The 25,330-nt window shown below is 70.2% G+C and carries 24 protein-coding genes; 9 read left to right on the forward strand and 15 right to left on the reverse strand.

Annotation, left to right across the window (positions count from 1 at the left end; all coding sequences use genetic code 11):
- Nucleotide 1 precedes the first annotated feature (1 nt).
- Together BMW78_RS10400 and BMW78_RS10405 are read right to left on the reverse strand one after the other, a co-directional pair.
- On the reverse strand, nucleotides 2-910 hold the full coding sequence (locus BMW78_RS10400; RefSeq protein WP_245735776.1) for a TIM barrel protein: 909 nt from the start codon (nucleotides 908-910) through the stop codon (nucleotides 2-4).
- Complete coding sequence (locus BMW78_RS10405) at nucleotides 907-1,911, reverse strand: Gfo/Idh/MocA family protein (protein ID WP_091759193.1); 1,005 nt, start codon at nucleotides 1,909-1,911, stop codon at nucleotides 907-909. Before BMW78_RS10405 ends, BMW78_RS10400 begins: the two co-directional genes overlap by 4 nt.
- Before the next feature lie 203 nt (nucleotides 1,912-2,114).
- Between BMW78_RS10405 and BMW78_RS10410 the strand changes: the two genes are divergently transcribed.
- From BMW78_RS10410 to BMW78_RS10435, 6 genes are all read left to right on the forward strand, one after another.
- Complete coding sequence (locus BMW78_RS10410) at nucleotides 2,115-2,855, forward strand: GntR family transcriptional regulator (RefSeq protein WP_091758965.1); 741 nt, start codon at nucleotides 2,115-2,117, stop codon at nucleotides 2,853-2,855.
- Nucleotides 2,856-3,043: 188 nt separating this feature from the next.
- Nucleotides 3,044-4,336 carry an ABC transporter substrate-binding protein gene (locus BMW78_RS10415; protein ID WP_091758967.1) on the forward strand — a complete coding sequence of 431 codons (1,293 nt, stop codon included), beginning with the start codon at nucleotides 3,044-3,046 and terminating at the stop codon, nucleotides 4,334-4,336.
- Between the two features lie 93 nt (nucleotides 4,337-4,429).
- Nucleotides 4,430-5,398 (forward strand): carbohydrate ABC transporter permease, encoded by a 969-nt coding sequence (locus BMW78_RS10420; protein ID WP_091758969.1) that lies wholly within the window; start codon nucleotides 4,430-4,432, stop codon nucleotides 5,396-5,398.
- Nucleotides 5,395-6,351 carry a carbohydrate ABC transporter permease gene (locus BMW78_RS10425; RefSeq protein ID WP_091758971.1) on the forward strand — a complete coding sequence of 319 codons (957 nt, stop codon included), beginning with the start codon at nucleotides 5,395-5,397 and terminating at the stop codon, nucleotides 6,349-6,351. Before BMW78_RS10420 ends, BMW78_RS10425 begins: the two co-directional genes overlap by 4 nt.
- The gene (locus BMW78_RS10430; RefSeq protein ID WP_091758973.1) at nucleotides 6,348-7,871 is read left to right on the forward strand and encodes a GH1 family beta-glucosidase; all 1,524 of its coding nucleotides are present in this window, start codon (nucleotides 6,348-6,350) and stop codon (nucleotides 7,869-7,871) included. Before BMW78_RS10425 ends, BMW78_RS10430 begins: the two co-directional genes overlap by 4 nt.
- Nucleotides 7,868-8,896, forward strand: a complete 1,029-nt coding sequence (locus tag BMW78_RS10435; protein WP_091758975.1) for a LacI family DNA-binding transcriptional regulator — start codon at nucleotides 7,868-7,870, stop codon at nucleotides 8,894-8,896. Before BMW78_RS10430 ends, BMW78_RS10435 begins: the two co-directional genes overlap by 4 nt.
- 92 nt (nucleotides 8,897-8,988) lie before the next feature.
- Here BMW78_RS10435 and rplI read toward each other — a convergent pair whose 3' ends face one another.
- The 9 genes from rplI to BMW78_RS10480 form a co-directional block, all read right to left on the reverse strand.
- Nucleotides 8,989-9,435, reverse strand: coding sequence for a 50S ribosomal protein L9 (gene rplI, locus BMW78_RS10440; protein ID WP_091758977.1), 447 nt, complete (start codon nucleotides 9,433-9,435; stop codon nucleotides 8,989-8,991).
- A 23-nt stretch (nucleotides 9,436-9,458) separates the two neighbouring features.
- Nucleotides 9,459-9,695 carry a 30S ribosomal protein S18 gene (gene rpsR / locus BMW78_RS10445; protein WP_013494395.1) on the reverse strand — a complete coding sequence of 79 codons (237 nt, stop codon included), beginning with the start codon at nucleotides 9,693-9,695 and terminating at the stop codon, nucleotides 9,459-9,461.
- A gap of 147 nt (nucleotides 9,696-9,842) precedes the next feature.
- Nucleotides 9,843-10,394, reverse strand: coding sequence for a single-stranded DNA-binding protein (locus BMW78_RS10450; protein WP_091758979.1), 552 nt, complete (start codon nucleotides 10,392-10,394; stop codon nucleotides 9,843-9,845).
- Between the two features lie 74 nt (nucleotides 10,395-10,468).
- Nucleotides 10,469-10,756, reverse strand: coding sequence for a 30S ribosomal protein S6 (gene rpsF, locus BMW78_RS10455; protein ID WP_091758982.1), 288 nt, complete (start codon nucleotides 10,754-10,756; stop codon nucleotides 10,469-10,471).
- A gap of 282 nt (nucleotides 10,757-11,038) precedes the next feature.
- Entirely contained in the window at nucleotides 11,039-13,213 is a 2,175-nt protein-coding gene (locus BMW78_RS10460; RefSeq protein WP_091758984.1) for a peptidoglycan-binding domain-containing protein, read from the reverse strand.
- Nucleotides 13,214-13,321: 108 nt separating this feature from the next.
- Nucleotides 13,322-14,809, reverse strand: coding sequence for a hypothetical protein (locus tag BMW78_RS10465; protein WP_091758986.1), 1,488 nt, complete (start codon nucleotides 14,807-14,809; stop codon nucleotides 13,322-13,324).
- Between the two features lie 209 nt (nucleotides 14,810-15,018).
- Nucleotides 15,019-15,801 (reverse strand): peptidoglycan-binding domain-containing protein, encoded by a 783-nt coding sequence (locus BMW78_RS10470; protein ID WP_091758987.1) that lies wholly within the window; start codon nucleotides 15,799-15,801, stop codon nucleotides 15,019-15,021.
- A gap of 205 nt (nucleotides 15,802-16,006) precedes the next feature.
- Nucleotides 16,007-17,494: a glycosyltransferase 87 family protein gene (locus tag BMW78_RS10475; protein ID WP_091758989.1), complete on the reverse strand. Its 1,488-nt coding sequence runs from the start codon at nucleotides 17,492-17,494 to the stop codon at nucleotides 16,007-16,009.
- Nucleotides 17,491-19,713: a transglycosylase domain-containing protein gene (locus BMW78_RS10480; protein WP_091758991.1), complete on the reverse strand. Its 2,223-nt coding sequence runs from the start codon at nucleotides 19,711-19,713 to the stop codon at nucleotides 17,491-17,493. The genes BMW78_RS10475 and BMW78_RS10480 overlap by 4 nt, the downstream gene beginning before the upstream one ends.
- 347 nt (nucleotides 19,714-20,060) lie before the next feature.
- Here BMW78_RS10480 and BMW78_RS10485 point away from each other — a divergent pair, with 347 nt between their 5' ends.
- From BMW78_RS10485 to BMW78_RS10495, 3 genes are all read left to right on the forward strand, one after another.
- On the forward strand, nucleotides 20,061-20,660 hold the full coding sequence (locus BMW78_RS10485; RefSeq protein WP_091758993.1) for a PadR family transcriptional regulator: 600 nt from the start codon (nucleotides 20,061-20,063) through the stop codon (nucleotides 20,658-20,660).
- Between the two features lie 17 nt (nucleotides 20,661-20,677).
- The gene (locus BMW78_RS10490; protein ID WP_091758995.1) at nucleotides 20,678-21,769 is read left to right on the forward strand and encodes an inositol-3-phosphate synthase; all 1,092 of its coding nucleotides are present in this window, start codon (nucleotides 20,678-20,680) and stop codon (nucleotides 21,767-21,769) included.
- A 193-nt stretch (nucleotides 21,770-21,962) separates the two neighbouring features.
- The gene (locus BMW78_RS10495; RefSeq protein ID WP_091758996.1) at nucleotides 21,963-22,664 is read left to right on the forward strand and encodes a DsbA family oxidoreductase; all 702 of its coding nucleotides are present in this window, start codon (nucleotides 21,963-21,965) and stop codon (nucleotides 22,662-22,664) included.
- Nucleotides 22,665-22,744: 80 nt separating this feature from the next.
- Here the strand turns inward: BMW78_RS10495 and BMW78_RS10500 are convergent, their stop codons facing one another.
- From BMW78_RS10500 to BMW78_RS10515, 4 genes are all read right to left on the reverse strand, one after another.
- Nucleotides 22,745-23,218, reverse strand: coding sequence for a hypothetical protein (locus BMW78_RS10500; RefSeq protein WP_091758998.1), 474 nt, complete (start codon nucleotides 23,216-23,218; stop codon nucleotides 22,745-22,747).
- 54 nt (nucleotides 23,219-23,272) lie between these two features.
- Nucleotides 23,273-24,451, reverse strand: a complete 1,179-nt coding sequence (locus tag BMW78_RS20800) for a WXG100 family type VII secretion target (RefSeq protein ID WP_091759000.1) — start codon at nucleotides 24,449-24,451, stop codon at nucleotides 23,273-23,275.
- Nucleotides 24,452-24,605: 154 nt separating this feature from the next.
- Nucleotides 24,606-24,905 carry a hypothetical protein gene (locus tag BMW78_RS10510; protein ID WP_091759002.1) on the reverse strand — a complete coding sequence of 100 codons (300 nt, stop codon included), beginning with the start codon at nucleotides 24,903-24,905 and terminating at the stop codon, nucleotides 24,606-24,608.
- A 106-nt stretch (nucleotides 24,906-25,011) separates the two neighbouring features.
- Nucleotides 25,012-25,281: a WXG100 family type VII secretion target gene (locus BMW78_RS10515; RefSeq protein WP_143056211.1), complete on the reverse strand. Its 270-nt coding sequence runs from the start codon at nucleotides 25,279-25,281 to the stop codon at nucleotides 25,012-25,014.
- Between the last annotated feature and the right edge of the window lie 49 nt (nucleotides 25,282-25,330).

Raw genomic sequence — 25,330 nt, forward strand, 5'->3', positions numbered from 1 at the left:
GTCAGATCCCCACGCCGGAGCGCTGTGCCGCCAGCCCCAGCAGGAAGTAGAGGCTCGTGCGGACGTCGTCCACGGGACCGTCGCCGTCCGGTTCCCCGGCGAGGATGGTGTCCTGCTCCAGGACGTACCACCCGGCATACCCGTGGTCCTCGAGCGCGTTCACGATCGCGGCCACGTCGACGTCACCGTCGCCGAGCGGCACGTACATCCCGTCAGCAACCGCCTCGGTGTAGGTCGCCTCGCCGGCCTGCACCTTGCGCGCCCACTCGAGCCGCACGTCCTTGAGGTGCACGTGCGCGATGCGGTCGGGGTGCTCCTGCGCGACGCGCACCGGGTCGCCGCCGCCGATGAGGAGGTGTCCCGTGTCGAGGCAGAGACCGATGCTGCTTCCGGCCAGCACGCGGTCGGTCTCCTCCCCGCTCTCGACCATGGTGCCGACGTGCGGGTGCAGCGTCGCCACCAGGCCGCGGGCGTTGGCCGCCTCGCGCAGCCGGTCGAGGTTGGCGAGCAGCGTTGCCCAGCCTGCGTCGTCGAGCTCGGGCCGGGCGTCGTAGCCCTCCTGCCCGGTGGCCGCGGCGAGCACCACGGTCGAGGCCCGGGCAGCGACGAGGCCCTCCATCGCCTGCTCCACCTCGGGCAGCGGGTCGTGACCCGGGTCGTGCAGCACGACGGGCACGAACTGCCCGACGGCGCGAAGTCCCTTGGTGGCCAACAGGTCTGCTTTGGCGTCCGGGTCGGCGGGGAGGAAGTCCTCGGGACCGAACTCGGTCGCGGCCAGCCCGACGTCGCTCATCTGGTCGAGCACCGTGGCGGGGTCGTACTGCCAGCCCCAGCCGGGGACCTCGCAGACGCCCCAGGAGATCGGGGCGCCGGCGACGCGCTCCTCCAGCGGCAGGATCGTGGTGCTCACAGGGTCTCGATCTCCTCCAGGCGCACCGGGCGCCCCTCGTGGCGGGACAGCTCGCAGGCCTCGGCGACGCGGAACGCCTGGAGGGCGTCCTCGACGCTGCACGGGGTGGCACGGTCGCCCCTGGCGACCTCGGCGAAGGCGGTCAGCTCGGCGCGGTAGGCCGGCAGGAAGCGCTCCATGAACGACCGGTGCTGGGGCCCGTGCGGGAAGGCGACGCCCTCCTCGGCGGAGCGGAAGGCCAGGGAGTCGTCGAGGCCGACGGCCATGGCTCCCTCGCTGCCGTGGGCCTCCATGCGCACGTCGTGGCCGGCGCCGTTGTAGCGGGTGGCCGACACCAGCGCGAGGGTGTCGTCGTCGAGGGTGAGCACGGCGGCTGCGGTGTCGACGTCACCCGCCTCGCCGAAGAACGGCTCGCCCTTGTTGGCGCCGGTGGCCTGGACCGAGACCACCTCGCGGCCGGTGACGAAGCGCAGGATGTCGAAGTCGTGGACGTTGCAGTCGCGGAAGATGCCACCGCTGGTGGGCACGTATGCCGCGGGCGGCGGCGACTGGTCGTGGGTCGCCGCGCGGATGGAGTGCACGAAGCCGAGCTCACCACCCTGCACGGCCTGAGCCAGGCGCTGGTAGCCCCGGTCGAAGCGGCGCTGGAAGCCCACGTGCACCGGCACGTCGGTGCTGGCGGCGAGCTTGGCCAGGTCGATGGTCTCCGCCAGCGTGGCGGCCACCGGCTTCTCGCAGAACGTCGGCACGCCGGCCGCGATGCCCTGGCGGAGCAGGGTCGCGTGGGCGGGGGTGGCGGCGGCGATGACGAAGCCGTCGACGCCGGAGGCGAGCAGGGCGTCGACGTCCGGCGACCACTCGGCTCCCAGCCGGTTCGCGACCTCGCGGCCTGCGCCGGGGTCGGCATCGGTGACCACCAGCTCGTCCACGAAGTCCAGGCCCAGCAGGGTCTCGGCGTGGAAGGCCCCGATCCGTCCGACCCCTGCGAGCCCGATCCGCATGACCACTCCATCCACCTCGTCGTTGAGCCTCTTCGTGTGCGTCTTCGCGGGCCCATCCCGGCATGGAGGCACCGGAGGTCCGAGGGTGGCCCGAGCAGGCGTCGTCGTCGTCCAGCGTGGCCTGCGCCATGGGCGCTGTCAAGCGTATGTCCTGACATTCTCACGTCCTGTCTAACAGCGATGTCGGGCGGTACCCTGCGCCCATGGCCAAGCAGCTCGACATCCGCATCGACCGCGGATCGCCGGTGCCGCTGTACCACCAGCTGGCCGAGCAGCTGACCTCCGCGGTCACCGACGGGTCGCTGCAGCCCGGAGACCCCTTCGAGAACGAGATCGCCCTCGCCGACCGGCTCGGGCTCTCGCGCCCCACCGTGCGCCGCGCCATCCAGGAGCTGGTCGCCCAGGGCCTGCTCCTGCGCCGCCGTGGCCTCGGCACCACCGTCGCCAACCGGCAGATCCACCGCCGGGCCGAGCTCACCAGCCTCTACGACGACCTCCAGCGCGACGGCGAGGCCCGACCCAGCACCACGGTGCTCGCGCACGAGGTGGTGCACGACGAACACGCCTCTGCCGCAATGGGACTGCCCTCGGACACGCCGCTGCTGTCGATCGTGCGGCTCCGCCGCGCAGGTGACCTGCCGCTGGCCGTGATGCACAACTGGCTCCCGCCTCTGTACAGCGACATCACCCGCGAGGAGCTCGAGGAGAAGGGCCTGTATGCCGCCCTGCGCGAGCGCGGGGTGAAGCCGGTCGTGGCCCACCAGCGGATCGGGGCGCGCAACCCCACCCCCGCCGAGCGACGGCACCTGGGCCTGCGGCCCTCCCAGCCGGTGCTCACCATGACGCGCAGCGCGTTCGACGCGGTCGGCAACCCCGTCGAGTACGGCGACCACTGCTACCGCGCGCAGGACTACACGATCGAGGTCATGGTCGACCAGCGCTGAGGGACTGACCCCCGCCGGAACGGAGCCTGCCAGCCCTTCGGCTGGCAGCACGTGCCGTCAGCACGATTTCTGCGCTCCCCCTTGACGGCTCCCCTCCCCACCCTCCACCATGTGCGTCGTGAGAGCGCTCTCACGCACAAGAGAGCGCTCTCACGACAGGCAACCTGGGTGAGATCAAAGGAGTTCTCATGACCCGCGCGAAGCGCATGCACGCCCTTGCCGCTGTCACCGCTGTCTCCGTCGTGGTCACGCTCAGTGCCTGCGCCTCGGACGACAGCGCCAGCGGCTCCACCTCCGGATCCGGCAACGAGAAGGTCGAGCTGACGCTCGCGACCTTCAACCAGTTCGGCTACGACGACCTCATCACCGAATACCAGAAGCTGCACCCGAACATCACCATCAAGCACAAGAAGGCCGCGACGAGCAACGAGGCCCGCGACAACCTCAACACCCGGCTCGCGGCCGGCTCGGGCCTGAGCGACATCGAGGCCATCGAGGTCGACTGGCTGCCCGAGCTGATGCAGTACTCCTCGAAGTTCAACGACCTCGGTTCGGCCGAGGTCAAGGACCGCTGGCTGGACTGGAAGGCGGCCGCGGCCACCGACCAGAAGGGCCGTCTCATCGGCTACGGCACCGACAGCGGACCCGAGGCGATCTGCTACCGCTCAGACCTCTTCAAGAAGGCCGGGCTGCCCACCGACCGCGAGAAGGTCGCCGCCCTCCTCGGCGACTCCTGGGACAGCTACTTCGCCGCCGGCAAGAAGTTCAAGGCCGCCTCCAAGGTGCCGTGGTTCGACTCCATCGGCGCGACCTACCAGGGCATGGTCAACCAGGTCGAGACGACCTACGAGAACAAGGGCGACAACGCCGTCATCGCCACGACCAACCCCGAGGTCCGCCGCCTCTACGACACGGTCGTCAAGGCCGGCATCGACGACGGCCTGTCGGCCCACCTGCAGCAGTGGAGCGACGACTGGGTGGCGAGCTTCCAGAAGGACGGCTTCGCCACCATGCTCTGCCCCGGCTGGATGCTCGGTGTCATCGAGGGCAACGCCAAGGGCGTCAAGGGCTGGGACGTCGCCAACACCTTCCCCGGCGGTGGCGGCAACTGGGGCGGCTCGTACCTGACCGTGCCGACCCAGTCCAAGCACCCCAAGGAGGCCGAGGCCCTCGCCGCGTGGCTCACCGCCCCGGAGCAGCAGATCAAGGCCTTCAAGGCCGTCGGCGCCTTCCCCAGCCAGCAGGCGGCGCTGACCAGCCCTGAGCTCGCGTCCGTGAAGAACCCGTTCTTCGCCGACGCACCGACCGGCACGATCTTCGCCGAGCGGGCCAAGGCCGTCACGGTCACGCCCTACAAGGGCCCGAAGTACTTCCCGGTCAACGACGCCATGCAGCAGGCACTGACCCGCGTCGAGGACAAGTCGATGACGCCCGAGAAGTCGTGGGAGCGCTTCGTGGCCGACGTCAAGGCGCTGGGCTGACCCGACCCTGACCGGTCCGGACGGTCGGCGACCCGCCTCGCCGGCCGTCCGGGCCCACCAGCCGCTCCACCCGCCCCGACCCGAGGACCACCCGTGACCGCGACCACCGCCCGCCCCACCGAGGGCCGCACCGTGCCCGCCGGTGAGCGCTCGGCGTTCCGAAAAGCGCTCAGCCGCTGGGACGCCCGGGTCTCGCCGTACCTCTACGTCTCGCCGTTCTTCGTGCTCTTCGCGATCGTCGGCCTCTTCCCGCTGCTCTACACGGCCTACGTCTCGGTGCACGAGTGGAACCTCATCGGCGGCAAGGGCGAGTTCGTCGGGCTCGAGAACTTCACCACGGTGCTGCAGCAGGAGTACTTCTGGCGCGCGCTGCGCAACACCCTCAGCATCTTCCTGCTCTCGAGCGTGCCGCAGGTCGTGTTCGCGCTGCTGATCGCCGCCGCCCTCGACACCGGCCTGCGCGCCCGCACCTTCTGGCGGATGGGCGTGCTGCTGCCCTACGTCATCGCCCCGGTCGCGGTCGCCCTGATCTTCAACGACCTGTTCGGCGACCGCTACGGCCTCCTCAACGAGGTGCTCGGCTGGGTCGGGCTCGGCCCGTTCCGCTGGCACGTCGACGTCCTGCCGAGCCACCTGGCCATCGCCACCATGGTCAACTTCCGGTGGACCGGCTACAACGCGCTCATCTTCCTGGCCGCCATGCAGGCCATCCCCCGCGACTACTACGAGGCCGCCCTCATCGACGGCGCCGGGCGCGTCCGCACGTTCCTGTCCATCACGGTCCCGTTGCTGCGCAACACGATCCTGTTCGTCGTCATCACCTCCACCATCGGCGGCCTGCAGATCTTCGACGAGCCCCGCATGTTCGACCAGTACGGCCTCGGAGGCGCGGACCGCCAGTGGCAGACCCTGACGATCTACCTCTGGAACGTCGGCTGGGGCCAGCACAACTTCGGCCGCGCGGCAGCGGTGGCCTGGCTGCTGTTCCTCGTCATCGTGCTCATCGGACTGCTCAACTTCGCCCTCACCCGGCGGATCTCCTCGACCGGAGGGAAGCGATGACCCAGACCAGCCTGCCCCGTGCCCGAGCCTCCGCTGCGGACAGCACCGACCACCGGTATGCCGGTCGGCGGGCTCCCGGGCACACCTCCGGACGCGCTCGGCGCCGGGCCGAGCGGGCCGCCTCCCGCGATGAGGGCACGCGTCGCGCTGGTCCCGGCGCATACGCCTTCCTGCTCGTGGTGCTCCTCGCCTCCGTCTTCCCGCTGTGGTGGTCGTTCCTCATCGGCAGCAAGGACGCGGCCGCACTCAACGCCGACGGCATCCCCCTGCTGCCCGGAGGCAACTTCCTCAAGAACGCGCGCACGGTCGTCGACACCGTGCCGTTCTGGAAGGCCTTCACCAACAGCGTCATCGTCTCCAGCACCGTGGCGTTCTCCGTCGTGGCGCTCTCGACCCTCGCGGGCTTCGCCTTCGCCAAGCTGCGCTTCCGCGGCCGCGACGGGCTGATGGTCTTCGTCGTCGCCACCATGGCCGTGCCGACCCAGCTCGGGGTCGTGCCGCTCTTCATCGTGATGTCGAAGCTCGGGTGGGTCGGCTCCGTCGGCGCGGTGATCGTGCCCGCACTCGTCAACGCGTTCGGCGTCTTCTGGATGACGCAGTACCTGCGCGAGTCGCTGCCCGACGAGCTCGTCGAGGCCGCCCGGGTCGACGGGTGCTCGATGATCCGCACCTTCTGGCACGTGGCCCTGCCGGCCAGCCGGCCGGGAGCGGCGATGCTGGGTCTGTTCACCTTCATCGCCACGTGGACCAACTTCTTCTGGCCGTTCATCGTGCTCGAGCCGGGCAACCCGACGCTCCCCGTCGCGCTGCAGCAGCTCCAGGCTGCCCACTACGTCGACTACTCGCTCGTCCTCGCCGGCGTCGTCCTCGCCGCGATCCCGCTCATCATCGTCTTCGTCCTCGCCGGGCGGCAGCTCGTCGCCGGCATCATGCAAGGAGCAGTCAAGGGATGACCACCACCCCGACCACCGAGGCCACCCCGACCACCGAGGCCACCCCGACCACCTCGGCGACCCCGGCACCCGCGGTCGCCCCGGCCGCCAGTCTCCGCCCCTTCCCCGCCGGCTTCGTGCTGGGAGCCGCCACCGCGGCATACCAGATCGAGGGCGCGGCCCACGAGGACGGCCGACGCGACTCCATCTGGGACACCTTCTCCCGCGAGCCGGGCGCGGTGCTCGGTGGTGACACCGGCGACGTCGCCTGCGACCACTACCACCGCTACCGCGACGACGTCGCGCTCATGGCCCGGCTCGGCCTGGACAGCTACCGGTTCTCGGTGAGCATGGCCCGGGTCGTGCCCGACGGCCACACCGTCAACGCGAAGGGGCTCGACTTCTACGAGCGCCTCGTCGACGAGCTGCTCGGCGCCGGCGTCAGCCCCTGGCTCACCCTCTACCACTGGGACCTCCCGCAGGCGCTCGAGGACCGCGGCGGCTGGACCGCCCGTGAGACCGTGGACCGCTTCACCGACTACGCCCTGGCGGTGCACGACCGGCTCGGCGACCGGGTGCGCACGTGGACCACCCTCAACGAGCCGTTCTGCTCGGCCTTCCTCGGCTACACCGCGGGGGTGCACGCCCCGGGGCACACCGACCCCGCTGCCGGGCTGGCCGCAGCCCACCACCTGATGCTCGGCCACGGCCAGGTGGTGCGGGCGCTGCGCGATCGGGACGACTCCCTGTCGCTCGGTCTGACGCTCAACCTCACCGTCGCCGACCCCGTCGACCCGACCGACCCCCGCGACGTCGACGCGGCGCGGCGGGTCGACGCCCAGATGAACCGGGTCTTCCTCGACCCCATCTTCCGCGGCGCCTACCCGAGCGACCTGCTGGAGGACGTGCGCGGCCTCGGCCTCGAGCGGGTCGTCCGCGACGGCGACCTCGCGGTGATCTCGACCCCCATCGACGTGCTCGGCGTGAACTACTACCAGGGCGAGGCCCTCAGCCACCGCCCGCACCCGGACGCGCCGGTGACCGAGGCGGTGACCGCGCGCCCGGTGCGCTCGCCCTTCCCCGCCGCCGACGGCGTCTTCCGCCACCCGCGCCCGCTGGCGACCACCGCCATGGGATGGGAGGTCCAGCCCGAGGGGCTCACCCGCCTCCTCGAGCGGGTGCACGCGGAGTATGCCGCGCCCGCCGGCACCGAGCTGTACGTCACCGAGAACGGCGCCGCCTTCGCCGACGAGCCGGACGGCGACGGCCTCGTGCACGACGCCGCCCGGACCGCCTTCCTGCACGACCACCTCGGCGCCATCCTCGATGCCGTCGACGCGGGGGTGCCGGTGCGCGGATACTTCTACTGGTCCCTGCTCGACAACTACGAGTGGGCGTGGGGCTACAGCCAGCGGTTCGGTATCGTCCGCGTCGACTACGACAGCCAGGAGCGCACCATCAAGGACAGCGGCCACGCCTACGCGGCGATCATCGCGGCCCGCGGACTGCCAGGGGGCAGTCCCGCAGCGGACGGTCCGTGATCGAGACCTCGGCGACACTGCCCACCCGGCCGACGCTCGAGGCCGTGGCCAAGGAGGCCGGCGTCTCCCGGGCCACGGTCTCGCGCGTCGTCAACGGCTCGCCGAAGGTCAGCCCGGAGGTCGTCGAGGCGGTGCAGGAGGCCATCGCCCGGCTCAACTACGTGCCGAACCGCGCGGCCCGCTCGCTGGTGGCGCGCCACACGATGGCGATCGCCCTCGTCGTTCCCGAGGACGCCCACCGCTTCTTCGGTGACCCCTACTTCGCCGACGTGGTGCAGGGGATCAGCGACCGCCTCGACGACAGCGACTACGTCCTCAACCTGCAGCTGACCCACCCCAGCTCCCCGTCCGACAAGACACGCCGCTACCTGCTCGGCGGCAACGTGGACGGCGCCATCGTCGTGTCGCACCACGCGGGCGACCACTTCCTCGCGGCGCTCGACCCCGACATGCCCATCGTCTTCGGTGGCCGGCCGTTCGGCACCGTGGCACCTCCCACGCTGTGCTACGTCGACGCCGACAACCACGGCGGCGCGGTCACCGCGACCCGGCGCCTCATCGAGCGCGGTCGCACCCACATCGCCCACCTCGCCGGACCCGACGACATGCCCGCCGCCCTCGACCGCGAGCTCGGCTGGCGCGAGACCCTCGAGTCGGCCGGCCTGGGCGCGCAGCGCCTGGCCCGCGGCGACTTCACCGAGGTCGGCGGCGTGCGCGCGGCACTCGAGCTGCTGCGCGAGCACCCCGACCTCGATGCCCTCTTCGTGGCGAGCGACCTCATGGCCAGCGGCGCCCTGCTCGCACTGCAGCAGCACGGCCTGAGGGTGCCCCAGGACGTGTCGGTCATCGGCTTCGACAACAGCTCCTACGCCACCCGGGGCGAGATCGGCCTGACCACCGTCGACCAGCACTCGCGCGCGATGGGCGAGGCGATGGCCGACAAGCTGCTGCGGCGGCTGGCCGGCGAGCACGTGGAGCCGGTCACCGTGGTGCCGACGACCCTGGTCGAGCGCGAGTCGGTCTGAGGCAGCACGACTCCGGCCCCGCCCAGATGGGGCAACGCGAAGGGCCGCCACCCCTCATCGGGATGGCGGCCCTCCGCTGTCGCGAACCGGTGTCAGCCGGCGACGACCTCGAGCTTCACCGTGGCCTGCACCTCGGGGTGCAGGCGCACGAGCGCCTCGTGGGTGCCGACGACCTTGATCGGGGTCTTGATCTCGATCTTGCGGCGGTCGAGCTCCGGGCCACCGGCAGCCTTGACGGCAGCGGCGACGTCGGCGCTCGAGACGGCGCCGAAGAGGCGGCCGGACTGGCCGGCGTGCGCCTGGACGGTGACGGCCTTGTTCTCGAGGTTGCCCTTGATGGACTTGGCCTCCTCGAGCGTCTTCACCGAGCGGACCTCACGGCCCTTGGCGATCGCGTCGACCTGCTTCTGCCCGCCCTTGGTCCACGCGGTGGCCAGGCCACGGCGGAACAGGAAGTTGCGGGCGTACCCGTCCTTGACGTCGACGACGTCACCGGCGGTGCCGAGGTTCGACACGTCGTGGGTCAGGATGACCTTCATCTGCGTTCCTCCTCGTAACCGGGTCAGCGGGCGCTGCTGGAGTAGGGCAGCAGCGCCATCTCGCGGGCGTTCTTGACCGCGGTGGCGATGAGCCGCTGCTCCTGGACGGACACACCGGTCACCCGACGAGCGCGGATCTTGCCGCGGTCGGAGATGAACTTGCGCAGCAGCGCGGTGTCCTTGTAGTCGATGTTCTCGACCTTCGCCGCCTTCAGCGGGTTGGCCTTCTTCTTGGGCTTGCGCACAACGGGCTTGGCCATCGTGGTGCTCTCCTTCTGCTGAGTGCCTCAGCGGATGAGCCCTGGTGTCCCAGGGATGGTTTTCTCACATGTCTTGCTGGTGGTGCGCCGCCCGCTCGCGCGGGCGGCATACCGGAAGGTCCTGAACCGGACCGGTGACGGGACCGGTCAGAAGGGGGGCTCGTCGTAGGACGGCGCGCCGCCGCCCCAGCCACCCTGCTGGCCACCCTGCTGCGGGGCGCCCTGCTGGGCACCGGCCGGACCGGTCGCCCAGGGGTCCTCCTGCTGACCGCCCTGCTGGCCGCCGCTCCAGCCGCCGCCCTGCTGGCTGCCGCCGCCGCCGCCACCACCGCCGCGCTGCGTCTTGTTGACCTTGGCGGTCGCGTAGCGCAGCGAGGGGCCGACCTCGTCGACCTCCATCTCGATGACGGTGCGCTTCTCGCCCTCCTTGGTCTCGTAGGAACGAGACTTCAGGCGGCCGGTGACGATGACACGGGTGCCACGCTGCAGGGACTCGGCGACGTTCTCGGCCGCGTCGCGCCACACGGAGCAGCGCATGAACAGCGTCTCGCCGTCCTTCCACTCATTGCTCTGCCGGTCGAACGCCCGCGGCGTGGAGGCCACGGTGAAGTTCGCGACGGCAGCACCGGAGGGGGTGAAGCGCAGTTCCGGGTCCCCGGTGATGTTGCCGATGACGGTGATGACGGTGTCGCCAGCCATGAAGCAGATTCCCCCTGTCGGGTGGGTGGTTCAGGAGTGTCGGTTCAGGTGTAACGGTTCGGACGACTCGGCTGTCAGGCGCCGGGGCGCAGCAGCTTGGTGCGCATGACCGACTCGTTGAGGTTGAGCTGGCGGTCCAGCTCCTTGGCCGTGGCCGGCTCAGCAGTCATGTTGACGACGGCGTAGATGCCCTCGGACTTCTTCTTGATGTCGTAGGCCAGGCGGCGACGACCCCAGATGTCGACGTTGTCCACGGTGCCACCGTCCTTGGTGACGACGGTGAGGAACTTGTCGAGCGACGGGGCGACCGTCCGGTCGTCGAGCTCCGGGTCGAGGATGACCATGAGTTCGTACTGACGCATGCTTTAACCCGCCTCCTTTGGTCTTTGGCGGTCACGGTCTCTCCGTGACAGGAGGGTTGCAGTGCGATCCCCCGTCGGGCACCGCCTGTGCGTATGCCGCGGGGGAACCTGCTCAGGGTACCCGGAGCAGGCGCGCTGAGGTAATCCGTCGTCCACAGCCCCTGACCTGGCCGGCCCCCACACCATCCGACACACCATCCGACTTTGTACCCGCTGATCCGACCAACGGCCCCGAGAAGAGCGCCGGAACCGGCTCAGCGGATACGAAGTCGCTCTGAGACGTCAGGAGAACAGGGCTCGCCAGGTGGCTGGGCCGACGAGGCCGTCGGCGGTCAGCCCCCGCTTCTTCTGGAAGGCCCGGATGGCGGCGTCGCTCTGCTTCCCGAGGTGCCCGTCGACGCCGATGGCTGCACCGAGGTCGCGCAGCCGTGCCTGGAGCTGGCGGGCCGCCTTGCCGTCGGCCGCCGATGCCGTGCCGTTGTGCACCTTCGCCGAGGCCTTCGCGCCGAAGCAGTGCCCCGCGGGCAGCGGGAACGGCGTGCTGCTGCGGGTGGTGGGTACCGACGGCGTGGTGGTGGCCGTCGGAGTGGTCGGTCCTGCCGACTCGGTCGGTGCCGGCTCGTCGTCGCTCCACGGAAGAGTGGGGTCGGGGTTCGGCGCGAGCGGCACCCGGCGCACCTTGTAGGCGAGCACGATCACGCCGTCGAGGTCAACCTCCTCGACGACCTCAGTGGTCGTGGCCGGCGGTCCTGCCGGAACCCCCGGGGGAGGCGGCGGCGCGGTCGGCGGGGTGGAGGTCCCCGGCGATCCCCAGCCACCCGAGCCGGGGGAGCCGGGCGAGCCGGCACCTGGCGCACCCCACCCTCCACTGCCACCCGGCCACTGCACGGGTGGACGCGTCACCGGCGGAGGAGGAGCGGTCTGCACGGGCGAGGCGCCGTGGACCCCGCGGCCCCGCAGGATCCCGGTCACGGCCTTGACGACCGAGTCCACCGGCGCGGCAGCGCTCGTCGCGCTGGGCGCAGGCGCGGCTTGCGCGTCGACGGACACCAGGCCGACCGCAGCCGTGGCCGGCGTCGCGGCGTGCGCGAACGGCATACGGACCAGGGCCGGTCCGGTGACGACCGACGGGAGCCGCGTCACGGTGGTGCCCTGCACCTTGGCCGCGACGACGGCGTTGTCGAGCGGTCCGACCTTGGTCGACGCAGCGCGCAGCTGGGCGACCGTGGGCTCCGGCTGCACGACCTCGGCCTTGACCGCGACGTCCTGCGCCGGTCCGGAGGCGGGCTGCACGCGCCACTGCTGGTCGACGCCGCGCAGCGACTGCGCCAGCACGCCCAGGTTCTTCAGCGCCGGCCGGCTTCCCGTGGCGGGGACGGACGGCTGACCTGCCGGCACGGTGCGCTCGATGGTGACCTTGCGGGCCACGACCACGCTGCTGATGTAGCCCGGGATCCGGCCCGTCCGCGGCACCGCGCCGTTGCTGACGACGCTGCCGTCGGGCATGCGCCAGGAGCGCATCGCCAGGAAGGTGGGGTCGAACCACGGGCGCATCACGGTGATGCTCGTGTACTCGACCGTCATGGAGCGGATGTCGTCGGCCGTCGAGGTGACGAGCGCCCGCAGCTCGGCCGGTGCGTCGGCGAGCAGGCTCTTCACCTCGTCGCCGGTGAGGTGGAGCGTGTTCCAGGTCGCCGTCGGCGTGAACACGTCGCTCGGGCTGTAGAAGGTGCTCAGCACGCCGACCGGGTCGTTGGCGGCGAGGTCCGGCTCGGTGCAGAGCCCGTAGTCGGCGACCAGGGCCTGCCGCCGTACCTGCGGGTCCTTGCCCCCGAGCGAGGCGACGGTGGCCTGGGCCTTCTCCACCTCGGCGCGGTGGCCGAGCGCCGCCCAGTCCTGGTTGGCCTTCGCCAGCGCGGCCTCGAGGACCTGTCGCCGGCCGCCCTCCCAGGCCGCCTTGACCGCGGGGTCCTCCGACAGCTCGGCGGTGAGCTTCTCGTCGAGCCAGGTGCGCTCGACCTCCTCGGCCGCCTCCTTGTACTGGTAGTAGGCCGTCACGGCGGCGGAGTAGACGGTGGTCTCGCCGTCCTCGGTGGTCACCGTGTCGGTGAGGTAGTCCCGTGCCGCCGCGAGGGACTTCCGCTCGGCGGCGGTCAGCACGCTCGTGGCCATCTCGGCCTGGTCGAGCACCCGCTTGTACTCGTCCCAGAGCAGCCGGTCCTCGGCGTCCCAGCGCTGGCCGTCGACCGGCACCTGGTTCATGAGGCGGGCGAACTGCGCCTTGTGGTGGCTGCGCAGCGTCACGTCCTCCGCGCTCTCCCCCGGTCGCTGGAAGATCGCGAGCTCGGCCTTGCTGAACGCCGCGCCGGTGGTCGGGAACGCGAGGTAGGCGTCCTCACTGGGCGCGAAGATCTTGAGCATCTTGGCGGCGAGCGCCACCTCGACGTTGGACTCCATGGGTTGTGCACTCCTTCTCGTATGCCGTGCCGCGGCTGCGCGGGACCGTCCCCCTCGGCCGGCCCCGCGCAGCCTCGTTTCACGTGCAACCCGGTGTGACGTGTTGCGTCACTTGCCGCCGACGAAGTCCTCGGGCTTGAGGCCGGGGGCGGGGTTCGGGCTCTGCGGGATGACGTTGTTGACCGTGCCGATCAGCTGCATGCCGTCGATGACGAGCGTGTCGCCCTCGAAGTGGTAGCTGCTGTTGCGCTCGGTCTGCCCGTTCGAGTAGTTCCCACCGACGCTGAACGGGCCGTAGCCCACCCGGCCGCCGGCGCTGATCGACTTCGTCATGAAGTCGGAGTGGTTCTTCCAGCTGCTGGAGGTGATGCGCAGGTTGCGGACGAACAGCGCCGACGTGGCGTAGGCGACGAGGCGGCCGGTGTTGTCCTTGGCCTTGCCGTCCGAGACCGGCTTGTTGTCGTAGCTGAGGTTCCAGTTGTCGTCGAGCGTCCACGACCGCATCGAGAAGAGGCCGGGGTCGAACCACGGCCGGGAGATGGGCACCTGGGTGAACTCGAAGGTGGCCGAGAAGTTCGCGGCCGACTGGTCGTCGCTCGAGGTCGTCTTGCTGCCCTTGGCGTTCGCCCCGAAGGAGAAGAGGCCGAATCCGACGCCGGCGTCGGCGCCCCAGCCAGTGGTCTCCTGCTTGGCGTGGGTCTGGAAGTCGTTCTCGGTGAAGGAGAACTTCGTCCAGCCCTGCGACGCAGCGAAGTTCCCGGGCAGCAGGGTCGTGTAGTAGAACTCGCTGTCCCCGTCACCCCCGGACGTGATGAGCCCGTTGTGGAACTTGCGCTTCAGGTCCTCCTTGTAGAGCACCAGGTTCCGCTCGGCCACCTGCGCGATGTAGGCGTTGATGACCTCGTACTCGTTCTTGTAACCCTGCGAGACCCAGGCCATCTCGGCAGCGGCGAGGCGCTTCTTGACGTACTTCGCCTTCTCGTTCCAGTTGTAGACCCGCCGCTTGGACTCGGGGTCGTTGCCGGTGGCCGAGAGCGCGTCGATCTTCATGTCCATCAGCTCGTCGGCGATGGACAGGTAGTTGTCCATCGCGGCCGTGTAGGCCACGGTGAGCTTGCCGGGCTTGGTGACGGTCTTGACCTCGTCGGTGAGGATGTCGGTCTCCTGCACCTCGACCGAGAGCAGGTCGCGGTACTTCTTGAGCTTGGCCTCCTCCTGCTTCGACAGCGGCTTGCTCACGACCCGGCTGTACTTCAGGACGTCGCTGTAGACCGAGCTGATCCGGTCACCGGTGCCGGCGAAGATGGTCTGCTGCATCTCCGGCGTGACGAAACCGCTGCTCGTGTCAGGGATCTGGTCGAAGAGCGAGGAGAGCACGAAGGCCTGGTGGTAGGCGTTCTGGACCTCCTCGCTGCTGTTGCCGGTGAACCCGTTGGCGCAGTACTTGAAGTCCGCCGGGGCGAACGGGATGCCGGGCAGGTACCAGGACACGTACTTGTTGCGCGGGATCTTGATGGCCGGGTCGTTCCCGGTGACGGTGGCGTAGAGCTTGGCGACGAGGGCCTGCATGAGGTCGCCGTGGTGTTCCATGGGCATGGCTGTTCTCCGTGTGGTGATGAGTGGTGCTGGGTTGTGGTGGGTGGTGCGGTGTTGGTGCGGTGATGGTGGTGTCGTCGGCGTCGGGGCAGGGCGAAGCCACGGTGCGACGTGTGCCGCTGACACGAGGTCGCGGTGAGTGCCTCGACCACGTGGCCGGGCAGGGTCGGCAGCCGACCGGCTGCGGAGGTGTCGACGGGCCGGGCCCGTCAGAGCAGGACGAAGTCCTTCTTCGTCCACGAGCGGGTGCGGGCGCACACCTCGTAGCCCTCGCGGTCACCCGCGTCGTTGGTGTTGCCCTCGATGGTGGTGATCGTGTCGTCGTCGGCCTCGACGACCAGGCCGGTGTGGGTCCAGTCGCCGGCGGTGCGGCGCACCAGGAAGAGGCTGCCCGGCGTGACCGTCTCCGGTGACGCGTCGGCCTCGACGACGAGCACACCGGCCTCCTCCGCCTGGGCTGCCAGCGTGTCGCAGCTGAACGAGCCCGCGATGGGCAGCTCGGCGACCATGGAGTCGGCGGCCTGCCGCATCAGGAAGGTGACGAAGCCCGCGCACCAGGCGTACTCCGCACCCTGGCGCCCCCGCATGTAGAGGCGGACCCACGGGCCGCGGTTGGCGCCGCCGACCTCCCGAGGGGCCGACTGGAGGTGGGCCCGGGCGTAGACGAGCGTGGCCTCCCCGAGCGGCATCGAGCTGTCGAGCCGCTGCCGCAGGACCGAGGTCATCGGACTGGTCAGCTCGGCCCACGTCTCGTGGTCGACCTTGCGGCTGGGCACGAGGCCCCGACGCGTCTGGAACGCGGTGACGGCCCGCTCGGTCGCGGGACCGAAGTCGCCGTCGATGACGACTCCATGGCCGCTGAGCGTGAGCCACTCCTGGGCTCGACGAACGGCGGCGCCGCGGTCCCCGCGACCGAGAACGGCCTGCAGCTCGACCTCCGTGCGGATCCACGGTTCGAGCTCTTGGAACGACTGGCTGTAGATGGTGCTCATGAGTAGCCCCCCGGCTGGGTTGATCGGTACTCCATGAGTTTGCGATCGGTTGCCTGCGGCCGGCATCCGTAGAACTACTCAGAAACGCGTAGGTATTGCCCGGCCGAATCGCCTTGAAACACAACGAAACCGGCGCAGGCCACATCGGGCGAAACGCCCACAACGGACCAGTCCGCACGAAGCGGACGCAAGGACCTGGGTCGAGTCAGCCGATCCGCACGATGAGGTGGTCGTTCGCCCCGGCGAAGGGGCCGGCGAGCTCGTCCTGGTCCGCCCCGTCCGGCACTTCCTGTGCAGTTAAGCGAGCCCCCTGGACGGGCTCGGGCGTCGTCGGCGCGACGGGTTCCCCGGCGACGGGCTCCCCCGCCACGGGCTCCCCCGCGACGCGCTCCCCCGCGACGGGCGGCTCAGCCGCCTCGACATCAGCGTCCTCCCCGGGCTCCTCGGCCGGTCGCCGTTGCGCGGCCGTGCGCCAGACCCGCCACACGAGGTAGAGCACGGCCGCCACGCGAAGGGTGAGGAACACGGCATACCAGGGGCCGGGGAGGCCACGATCGGGCTTGGTCATGGCACCGATGTAGAGCCAGACCATGGCGTAGTGCATCGCCTCGGCGCCGGCCCAGACCAGGTGGTCGCGCCAGCGCACGGCGCACAGCGCCACCAGCGGCAGCAGCCAGAGCGAGGCCTGCACCGGGAAGCTCTTGCCGGTGACGAGGGCGATGCCCACCATGACCAGCGACACCTCGGCGACCGAGGGGCGCCGGTCGGTGCCGAGGGCGAAGAGGGCGCCGGCCACGACGGCGGCCAGCAAGCCGACGACCGCGAGCGCGGTGACGGCGCCGTTCGGCAACGGGTGGCCGAGCAGCTGGGGAAGGATCCAAGGCGAGCCGAGCCCGGCGCCGCTCTCGGCCCAGGCGGAGTAGGCAGCGGTGATCGCCCCGGGGTTGGAGACGAGGAACGGCACGAGCAACAGGACGACCGCTGCGGCGGCACCGAGCAGGGCTCGCCCGACCACCCGGAGTCGACCGCTGCGCAGGCCGAGCAGCAGCAGGGCGAGGAGCACGAGCAGGGGGTAGGTCCTCGCCGTGGCGGCGAGGCCGAGCAGGACCCCGGCGAGCAGGGGGTGGCGCCGGGCCCAGGCCCAGATGCCGGCCGAGACGAGGGCGACGCCGAAGACGTCGGAGGAGACCAGCGGCGCGATGACCAGCAGCGGGCTGGCGGCCACGGCCACGGCGTCGGCGGCGTGCCGGGGCCTGGCCGCCGCGGTGAGGAAGACGGTCACGGCGATGAGCGCTGCCGCCAGGACGGCCCAGATCAGGAAGTACCACCGCGTCTGGTCGAGCACGCTGCCGTTGGGCACGAGACCGCCCACGAGGGCCATCAGCCCGCCGGTCAGCACCGGGTGGTCGAGGGAGGCGGCGCCCGAGAGGTAGCCGCCGAGCCCGGTGTCGAGGTTGCCGATCCGGTAGAGGGCCGGCAGGTCGGAGAAGCAGCCCCGCCAGAACTGGTCGGTGCCGTTCCAGCCGTTGCGGATGCAGTGCCCGCGCTGGGCGACGCCGAGCCCGACCATGGCCGAGGACAGCACGAGCAGGGGCACGACGGTCGCCAGCCACGACCGAGCCCTCGCGGACGCGTGGCGGCCCAGTGGACCGCCGACCGCCGCGAGGGCGCCGTCACCCCCCTGACCGGTCATGGTGCCGTGGTCTGCCCGCCACCGTTGCCATTACCCCCGCCGAGCAGGGTGGTGTCGCTCGGGCTCGGCTGCACCGTGGTCAACGTCGGCTTCGGCTTTCCCCGCGTCTTGGTGATCGTCGGCAGCGGTGCCTTGGTCGTCGTCGTGGTGGTCGTCGTGGTGGTCGTCGTGGTCGTCGTAGTGCTCGACGAGGACGAGGAGGACGACGATGACGTCTGCGTCGGCGTCGGGGTCGGCACCTTGTTGTCACCCACGCCGGCACGCGGCGGGAAGTCCTGGACCGGCTGGCCCTTCAGCGCGCCCTCCATGAAGTCGGTCCAGATCTTGACCGGCACCGTGCCCCCGGTGAGCTCGCCCACCCCGGGGATGTTGTCCATCGACTGCGGGGTGCCGTTCTTGTCCTTGTAGATGCCCACGGCGGTGGCCAGCTGCGGCGTGAAGCCGTCGAACCAGGCGGCGTAGTTGCCGCTCGTCGTGCCGGTCTTGCCCGCCGCGGGACGACCCAGCTGGCTGGCGTACTGGCCGGTGCCCTCCTTGATGACCCGCGTCATGGCGTCGATGGTGTCGGCCATGACGTCCTTGTCGAAGGCCGCCTTGCGCTGCACCTTGGCCTTGTAGTTCAGGTCGCCGGGACCGCCCTTGACCGACTTGATGAGGTAGGGGGTGGCCCGGACGCCGTTCGCGGCGATCGTGGCGTAGGCGTTGGCCATGTCGATGACGCGGACGTCGTCGGTGCCGAAGACGTTGGCGTAGTTCTCGCCGAGCTTGTCGCCGGGGAGGCCGGCCGAGATGGCCGCCGCCTTGGTCTTCTTGGGCGTCACCTTGACGTTCAGCGGGAAGTAGACGGTGTTGACCGAGTGGGCGGTGGCGGTGCGCAGGTCGATGCGGCCGAAGTTCTCGCCCGCGAAGTTGCTGACCTTGCCCTGGGGGTTCTGGGCGTCCTTGGCCTCCTCGAAGTACTGCGGGCTGTGGCCGTCGAACTTCGTCTTCGTGCTGATCTCGTCCTGCAGGGCGGCGATCAGCGTGAAGATCTTGAAGGTGGACCCGGCCTGCATCTTCGCGTCGATGGCGGCGTTGAACTGCACCTTCTGGTAGTTCTCGCCGCCGTACATCGCCCTGATGGCGCCGTTGCCCGGCTGGATCGAGACCAGGCCGGCCCGCAGTCCCTCGGTGCCCTTGCCCGTCGGCATGCGGTTGTTCACCGCGTCGACCGCCGCCTGCTGGTCGCTCTTGTCGATCGTGGTGACGATCTTGTAGCCGCCGCGGTCGATGTCGGCCTGGTCCAGCTTGAGCTTGGACTTCAGCTCCTTCTTCACCTCGTTGGTGATGTAGCCGTTCGGACCGGTGGCGGCCTGGCGCGGCTTGTACTTGACGACCTTGGGGAACGTCATCTTCGCGCGCTGCTCCGGGGTGAGCCAGCCCTGCTTGACCATTCCGTCGAGCACGTAGTCGACCCGCGCCTCGGCGTTCTTCTTCTGCTCGGCACCCAGGCCCGGGTCGTAGTACGAGGGCCCGCGGATCACGGAGGCGAGCAGGGCTCCCTGCGCGGCGTTGAGCTGGGAGACGTCCTTGCCGAAGTAGGCCTTGGCGGCGGTCTGGATGCCGTAGGCGCCGCGGCCGTAGTAGATCGTGTTGAGGTAGTCCTCGAGGATCTGGTCCTTGGACTTCTGCTTGGCGATCTTGATGGAGATCAGGATCTCCTTGGCCTTGCGGCTGATCGTCTGGTCCTGGGTCAGGAAGTAGTTCTTGACGTACTGCTGCGTGATCGTCGAGCCACCCTGGGTGGCGCCGCCGCGCAGGCCGACCCAGACGGCCCGGGCGATGCCGCTCGGCGAGATGCCGGAGTTCTGGTAGAAGTTGCGGTCCTCGGCCGCGAGGTGGGCCTCCCGCACGACCGACGGGACCTGCGAGAGCTTCACCGACTCGCGGTTGACCTCGCTGATCCGGTCGATCTCGTCCTTGCCGTTGGAGTAGTAGATGACCGAGGCCTGCGCGTTCGCGAGGTCGTTCGGCTCGGGGATGTCGGTGGAGGCGTAGGCGATGAAGAAGCCGATGACGCCGAGCAGCACCGCAGCGAGGGCGGTGAGGCCGAGGCGCTTGCCCCACTTCCGGCCGTCGAAGCCCTGCTTCTTCTGCTGCTTGGCCTTCGCCTGACGGCTCTTGGCCTGCGCACGCGTCTTGGGGGCTTGGCCACGCGGCTTGGGTGGGGGAGTGCTCATCAAACCTTCTCGCTCGACACACGTGCGGACCGCCGGTCGCCGACGGTCCGCCACTCAGTATGACCGCCAATGCCGTGAACGCTCACTTTTCCGGCGTGCCGCGCAGCCACGAACGTCGGGGTGACAGGTCCTGACCTGCGACGACACCGGCGCCGGCCCCGCGGTCGCCCCGGTGCCCTCGCACGGCATACGACCTTGTCACGGGCCCGGGAGGGCCCGCACTGACCCACCCAGGCTATATCGGTCCGATATATCTGGTGCTACTGTTCCGACCTGACATAGCCAGAGTTTGTCACCACCCCGGACTCGTCCGGGGCTCGCGAACCTCATCGTGGAAGGAGAGCCGTATGCCGCGTCGTGCCGACCTGCTCGCGTTCGCCGTGCTCGGCCTGCTCCACGAGAGCCCGATGCACGGCTACGAGCTGCGCAAGCGGCTCAACGCCGCGCTCGGGGCCTTCCGAGCCCTGTCCTACGGCACCCTCTACCCCTGCCTGCGGACGCTTCTGGAGAAGGGGTGGATCGCCGAGGCCCCGCAGAGCAGCCCCGGCACCGTCGGCAGCAAGCGGGCGCGGATCGTCTACGAGCTGACCGCCGAGGGCAAGGAGCACTTCCAGACGCTGGTCCGCGAGTCGGGCCCGGCCGCCTGGGAGGACGACACCTTCGACGTGCACTTCGCCTTCTTCGCCCGCACCGAGGCGGAGGTGCGGCTGCGCATCCTCGAAGGTCGGCGCAGCCGGCTCGAGGACCGCCTCGAGAACATCCGTGCCACCGCCGCGAAGAACCGCGAGCGGCTCGACGCCTACACCGCCGAGCTGCAGCGCCACGGCCTGGACTCCGCCGAGCGCGAGGTGCGCTGGCTGACCGAGCTCATCACGGCCGAGCGCAGCCAGCCGGCCCGCGAGACCAGCAGGACCAGCACGACCACTGAAGAAACCCCCACCCCCTGAAACCGAAGGAGATTCCCATGGGATCCGTGCGCGTCGCCATTGTCGGCGTCGGCAACTGCGCCAGCTCGCTGGTGCAGGGAGTCGAGTACTACAAGGACGCTGACCCGTCGGGCACCGTCCCCGGGCTCATGCACGTCCAGCTCGGCGACTACCACGTCAACGACGTGGAGTTCGTCGCGGCGTTCGACGTCGACGACAAGAAGGTCGGCAAGGACCTCGCGGAGGCCATCAACGCCTCGGAGAACAACACCATCAAGATCGCCGACGTCCCGACCACGGGCGTCACGGTCCAGCGCGGACACACCCTCGACGGCATCGGCAAGTACTACGCCATGACCATCGAGGAGTCCGCCGCCGAGCCGGTCGACGTCGTCCAGGTGCTCAAGGACAAGCAGGTCGACGTGCTCGTCTCCTACCTGCCCGTGGGCTCGGAGGAGGCCGACAAGTTCTACGCCCAGTGCGCGATCGACGCCGGCGTGGCCTTCGTCAACGCCCTCCCCGTCTTCATCGCCTCCGACCCGGAGTGGGCGGCGAAGTTCGAGGCGGCCGGCGTGCCGATCATCGGCGACGACATCAAGAGCCAGGTCGGTGCCACCATCACCCACCGCGTCATGGCCAAGCTGTTCGAGGACCGCGGCGTCACGCTGGACCGCACCTACCAGCTGAACGTCGGCGGCAACATGGACTTCAAGAACATGCTCGAGCGCGAGCGCCTCGAGTCCAAGAAGGTCTCCAAGACCCAGGCCGTCACCTCGAACCTCACCGGCGCGCTGGCCGGCAAGACCGAGGACAAGAACGTCCACATCGGGCCGTCCGACTACGTCGCCTGGCTCGACGACCGCAAGTGGGCGTACGTGCGCCTCGAGGGCCGCGCGTTCGGTGACGTGCCGCTGAACCTGGAGTACAAGCTCGAGGTCTGGGACTCCCCCAACTCGGCCGGCATCATCATCGACGCGATCCGTGCGGCGAAGATCGCCAAGGACCGCGGCATCGGCGGCGCGCTGATCTCGGCGTCGTCCTACCTGATGAAGTCCCCGCCCGTGCAGCGCGAGGACACCGAGGGCCGCGCCAAGCTCGAGGCCTTCATCGCCGGCACCGAGGAGCGCTGACCGCGCCCTTCACGCACCACCCGGTATGCCGCCCGCTCACCTCGAGCGGGCGGCATACCGCTGTCTTGCATCCCGACTTCTGGCCACTCACTCGGCTTCCACACCCCTTTTCACGTCCGCATGCCGAGCAGGTGGCCAGAAGTCGGAAGCGTGGCGGGGGAATGGCGTGCTCGGGTAGATAGTTGAACCGTCCATGAAGGTGGACATCTGGTCAGACGTCGTGTGCCCGTTCTGCTACATCGGCAAGCGCCGGCTCGAGGAGGCGTTCGAGTCGTTCGCGCACCGCGACGACGTCGAGGTCGTGTGGCACAGCTTCCAGCTCGACCCCACCGCCCCGGCCATCGCCGAGGGCCGCACGGTCGACAAGCTCGCCGCGAAGTACGGCATGACCCTGGAGCAGGCGGTCGCCGCCCAGGAGTCGCTGGCCGCGAACGCCGCGACCGTGGGCCTGGAGTTCAACTGGCAGGAGACGAAGTCGGGCAACACCTTCGACGCCCACCGGCTCATCCACTTCGCGGCGACCCAGGGTCGCGCGGACGCCATGAAGGAGCGGCTGCTGCGCGCGTTCTTCACCGAGGGCGAGCAGATCGGCGACCGCGAGGTGCTCGTGCGCCTCGCCGGCGAGGCGGGCGTCGACGAGCAGCAGGCCCGCGAGGTGCTCGAGTCCGGTGCGCACGCCGAGGAGGTGCGGGCCGACATCGCGCAGGCGCAGGCCTACGGCATCCGCGGCGTGCCGTTCTTCGTCATCGACGACAAGTACGGCATCTCCGGCGCGCAGCCGACCGAGCTGTTCAGCCAGGCCTTGGACCAGGCGTGGACCGAGGCCCACCCGCTGCAGATGGTCACCACCGACGGTGGGGACGCGGCCTGCGAGGGCGACAACTGCGCGATCTGACCCCACTGACCCCACGGACGCCGAGGGGCGCCGCCGGCTGACGACAGCTGCGGCGCCCTTCGCTTGTCAGCAGTGAGCCCTCAGCGGGTGACGCGCACCGACTCGAGCACCTTCAGCACGACCGCCTCGTCGCCGTCGGCCTCCGGGCCACCGACCGAGCCGGTCAGGTGCACGAAGTCCTGCAGGCTGTCCTCGCGGGGCAGGCCGGTGAAGAGGTGGTGCTGCCGGATGGCGATGCCGCGCGGGTCGGTCCAGGCGACGTCGACGCGCACGAACGACAGGCCGCCGAGCTCGACGTGCTGCATCTCGCCGATCCTCGCGTCCTGGCGGCCCTCCACCGCGCCGGCCAGCTCCAGGAGCGCGTCGGCCGGCTGGTCCAGCGCGGACCGGGTGCCGAGACGCACGATGACGTTGGGCGTGAACAGCTGCTCGCCGCTCTGCTTGGTGGCGAGCGCGACGGAGGGCACCGACACGGGCTCCCAGTCGTCGGGGACGTCGACGCTCACCGACGGCGGGGCCGGGAAGCGGTCGCTCGGGTAGCTCAGGGTGGTCATCTCAGGGCCTTCCGTCCATGGGCGGTTCGGTGGGGGTCAGGGTCCGGCTGCGGGTCACCACGGCGGGTCGAAGCCGAGGTCGAACTCGAGGCCGCCGCCGATGCCGAGGGTGGCACCGATGTCGACCGAGACGCCGACGCGGTCGGCGGAGAACTCGCCGTCGACCTCGGCGTGGGCGCCGACGCCGTAGGAGATCTCCCCGCCGACACCGACGTCCATCGGGCCGAGCGACTGGTTGATCGAGCCCTCGGCCTTGCCGCCGACGAAGGCGTCGACGCCGGCGTTGCCCTTGAACCCGTCGAGCCCGAGCGAGACGCCCGCCTTGGCGTTCGCCTCACCGCCGACGTAGGCCGAGCCGCTGGCGCTCGTGCCATGGCTGTTGGACCACGCGCCGTTGACCTTGGCGAGATAGGCGCCGGCCGTCAGCGTGCCGGCCGTCGTGAGGCCGTCGCGGCCGAGGGAGAAGCTGCCCTCGCCCTTGCCCTCGGTCGAGAGCAGGTCGACGGTGGCGTGGGTGCCGTCCTCGTCACCCCAGGTCTTGTCGTAGACGGACTTGTCCCAGAACTCCTTCTCGGCGGTGCCGAGGTCCACGCTGAGGTCCACGCGCGGGTCGGCCTTGTGCTGGGCGCCGTTGTCGACCCACTCCTTCTCCCAGTTCTTGTTCCACGCCGTGGGACCGCCGGGGAGGCCGTCGGGGTCGCGCAGGTCCGGCGTCCCGTCGCCGTCGCTGTCGACCTCCTCGCCGGTGGTGTCGTCGTAGCCGTCCCGGTCGGCGTCCTCGGGGATGTCGACCCCTGCCTTGATGCCGGGGCGGTCCGGGTCCTCGGCGTCGGGGGTGCCGTCGTTGTCGTCGTCGGTGTCCCGGTCGTCGGGGGTCCCGTCGTTGTCGCTGTCGCGGTCGCGGCGGTTGGGGATGCCGTCACCGTCACGGTCACCGCCCCCTCCACCGCCCCCGACTCCCGACGTCTGCTCTTGGTCGCCGAGCTCCTCGCGCAGCCGCTTCTGCAGGCTCTCGACCTGCAGCGCTCCCGACTCGAGCGACTCCCGCAGCGCCGGCCAGGCGCCGAAGAACGTCTTCGCGTCGTCACCGGTCCAGACCGGTCGCAGCGTCCGCACCGCCGTGTCCGCCTTGCCCGCGGCCTCGGCGATGCTGCGCTGCGCGTGTGACAGCCGGTCGGCGATGGCGCGGACCTTGTCCGCGTCCATGCCCTTCCTGGCGCCCTCGCCTCCCATGCTGCCTGTCCTCTCTGAAGTGCTGTGCCTGACCGGTATGCCGCGTGGTTCCCTCCCGCGGCGGGCCTCCCCCGGGCCGCCAGCCGGCTCAGCCGGTGGGGCCGCCGGCGGCCACCTCCCCCGAGGCGGCCGCCGGCGTGAGGTGTGGAGGCGTCTAGTTCGACGCCGCGCGCTGCTCGGCGATGTCGGCGTTGAGCGACTTCACCATCGCGGTGACGTCGAGGACGCACTGGTCGATGTTGGTGGACTCCTTCTTCCACTGCCCCTGGAAGCGGGTGGCGTCCGGTCCGTGCCAGGCGCTGTGCAGCCGCTGGGCCGCCGCATCCGCGTCGGACTTGGCCGCGGCCAGGTCGGCCTTGGCCTTCTGGAGACGCCCTGCGATGTCCTTGACCCGGGCGTCGTCCATGCCCTTCTTGTCGCCGCCGCCTCCGCTGCCGCCGTCGATGGTTGCCATCTGTCGTTCCCCTCCGTGTCTGTGGGTGGTGCTGTGTGGGTCATGCTGTCTGTGGTCGGGCTCCGTGAGCCCGTGCGTGCGGGTGGCCGTGCCACCCGGCCGGCCGTCAGGCCGAGGTGCGGTCCTGCTGCTTGGCCTCGGTGCGGATCTGGTCCGCGGTCTTGGCGAGCGAGCTGGCGGCCTTGGTCAGGTCCGACGCGTACTGGCCCTGCCACCTCGACTCGAACTTCTTCTGGTCGTCGCCCCACCAGCAGGTCTTCAGCTGGTTGATGAGGTCGTCGATCTCGCTCTTGGCCTTCTTGATCTTCGCGGCCTGGTCGTCGAGCACCGCAGCCTGTGCGCGCCCCACGCTGGTGTTCATGGACAGTTCCGGCATCCCTGCATTCCCTTCGGTGTGAGGCACTGGCGTGCCTTCTGGTGCTGTG

Source organism: Pedococcus cremeus (assembly GCF_900111375.1).
Taxonomy (GTDB): Bacteria; Actinomycetota; Actinomycetes; order Actinomycetales; family Dermatophilaceae; genus Pedococcus_A; species Pedococcus_A cremeus.

What these genes read in the sequence shown, in the direction of transcription:
- BMW78_RS10405 (WP_091759193.1), bottom strand. Translation starts at nt 1,911, where the DNA reads ATGCGGATCGGGCTCGCAGGGGTCGGACGGATCGGGGCCTTCCACGCC.
- BMW78_RS10410 (WP_091758965.1), top strand. Translation starts at nt 2,115, where the DNA reads ATGGCCAAGCAGCTCGACATCCGCATCGACCGCGGATCGCCGGTGCCG.
- BMW78_RS10415 (WP_091758967.1), top strand. Translation starts at nt 3,044, where the DNA reads ATGACCCGCGCGAAGCGCATGCACGCCCTTGCCGCTGTCACCGCTGTC.
- BMW78_RS10425 (WP_091758971.1), top strand. Translation starts at nt 5,395, where the DNA reads ATGACCCAGACCAGCCTGCCCCGTGCCCGAGCCTCCGCTGCGGACAGC.
- BMW78_RS10430 (WP_091758973.1), top strand. Translation starts at nt 6,348, where the DNA reads ATGACCACCACCCCGACCACCGAGGCCACCCCGACCACCGAGGCCACC.
- rplI (WP_091758977.1), bottom strand. Translation starts at nt 9,435, where the DNA reads ATGAAGGTCATCCTGACCCACGACGTGTCGAACCTCGGCACCGCCGGT.
- rpsR (WP_013494395.1), bottom strand. Translation starts at nt 9,695, where the DNA reads ATGGCCAAGCCCGTTGTGCGCAAGCCCAAGAAGAAGGCCAACCCGCTG.
- BMW78_RS10450 (WP_091758979.1), bottom strand. Translation starts at nt 10,394, where the DNA reads ATGGCTGGCGACACCGTCATCACCGTCATCGGCAACATCACCGGGGAC.
- rpsF (WP_091758982.1), bottom strand. Translation starts at nt 10,756, where the DNA reads ATGCGTCAGTACGAACTCATGGTCATCCTCGACCCGGAGCTCGACGAC.
- BMW78_RS10460 (WP_091758984.1), bottom strand. Translation starts at nt 13,213, where the DNA reads ATGGAGTCCAACGTCGAGGTGGCGCTCGCCGCCAAGATGCTCAAGATC.
- BMW78_RS10465 (WP_091758986.1), bottom strand. Translation starts at nt 14,809, where the DNA reads ATGCCCATGGAACACCACGGCGACCTCATGCAGGCCCTCGTCGCCAAG.
- BMW78_RS10470 (WP_091758987.1), bottom strand. Translation starts at nt 15,801, where the DNA reads ATGAGCACCATCTACAGCCAGTCGTTCCAAGAGCTCGAACCGTGGATC.
- BMW78_RS10475 (WP_091758989.1), bottom strand. Translation starts at nt 17,494, where the DNA reads ATGACCGGTCAGGGGGGTGACGGCGCCCTCGCGGCGGTCGGCGGTCCA.
- BMW78_RS10480 (WP_091758991.1), bottom strand. Translation starts at nt 19,713, where the DNA reads ATGAGCACTCCCCCACCCAAGCCGCGTGGCCAAGCCCCCAAGACGCGT.
- BMW78_RS10485 (WP_091758993.1), top strand. Translation starts at nt 20,061, where the DNA reads ATGCCGCGTCGTGCCGACCTGCTCGCGTTCGCCGTGCTCGGCCTGCTC.
- BMW78_RS10490 (WP_091758995.1), top strand. Translation starts at nt 20,678, where the DNA reads ATGGGATCCGTGCGCGTCGCCATTGTCGGCGTCGGCAACTGCGCCAGC.
- BMW78_RS10495 (WP_091758996.1), top strand. Translation starts at nt 21,963, where the DNA reads ATGAAGGTGGACATCTGGTCAGACGTCGTGTGCCCGTTCTGCTACATC.
- BMW78_RS10500 (WP_091758998.1), bottom strand. Translation starts at nt 23,218, where the DNA reads ATGACCACCCTGAGCTACCCGAGCGACCGCTTCCCGGCCCCGCCGTCG.
- BMW78_RS20800 (WP_091759000.1), bottom strand. Translation starts at nt 24,451, where the DNA reads ATGGGAGGCGAGGGCGCCAGGAAGGGCATGGACGCGGACAAGGTCCGC.
- BMW78_RS10510 (WP_091759002.1), bottom strand. Translation starts at nt 24,905, where the DNA reads ATGGCAACCATCGACGGCGGCAGCGGAGGCGGCGGCGACAAGAAGGGC.
- BMW78_RS10515 (WP_143056211.1), bottom strand. Translation starts at nt 25,281, where the DNA reads ATGCCGGAACTGTCCATGAACACCAGCGTGGGGCGCGCACAGGCTGCG.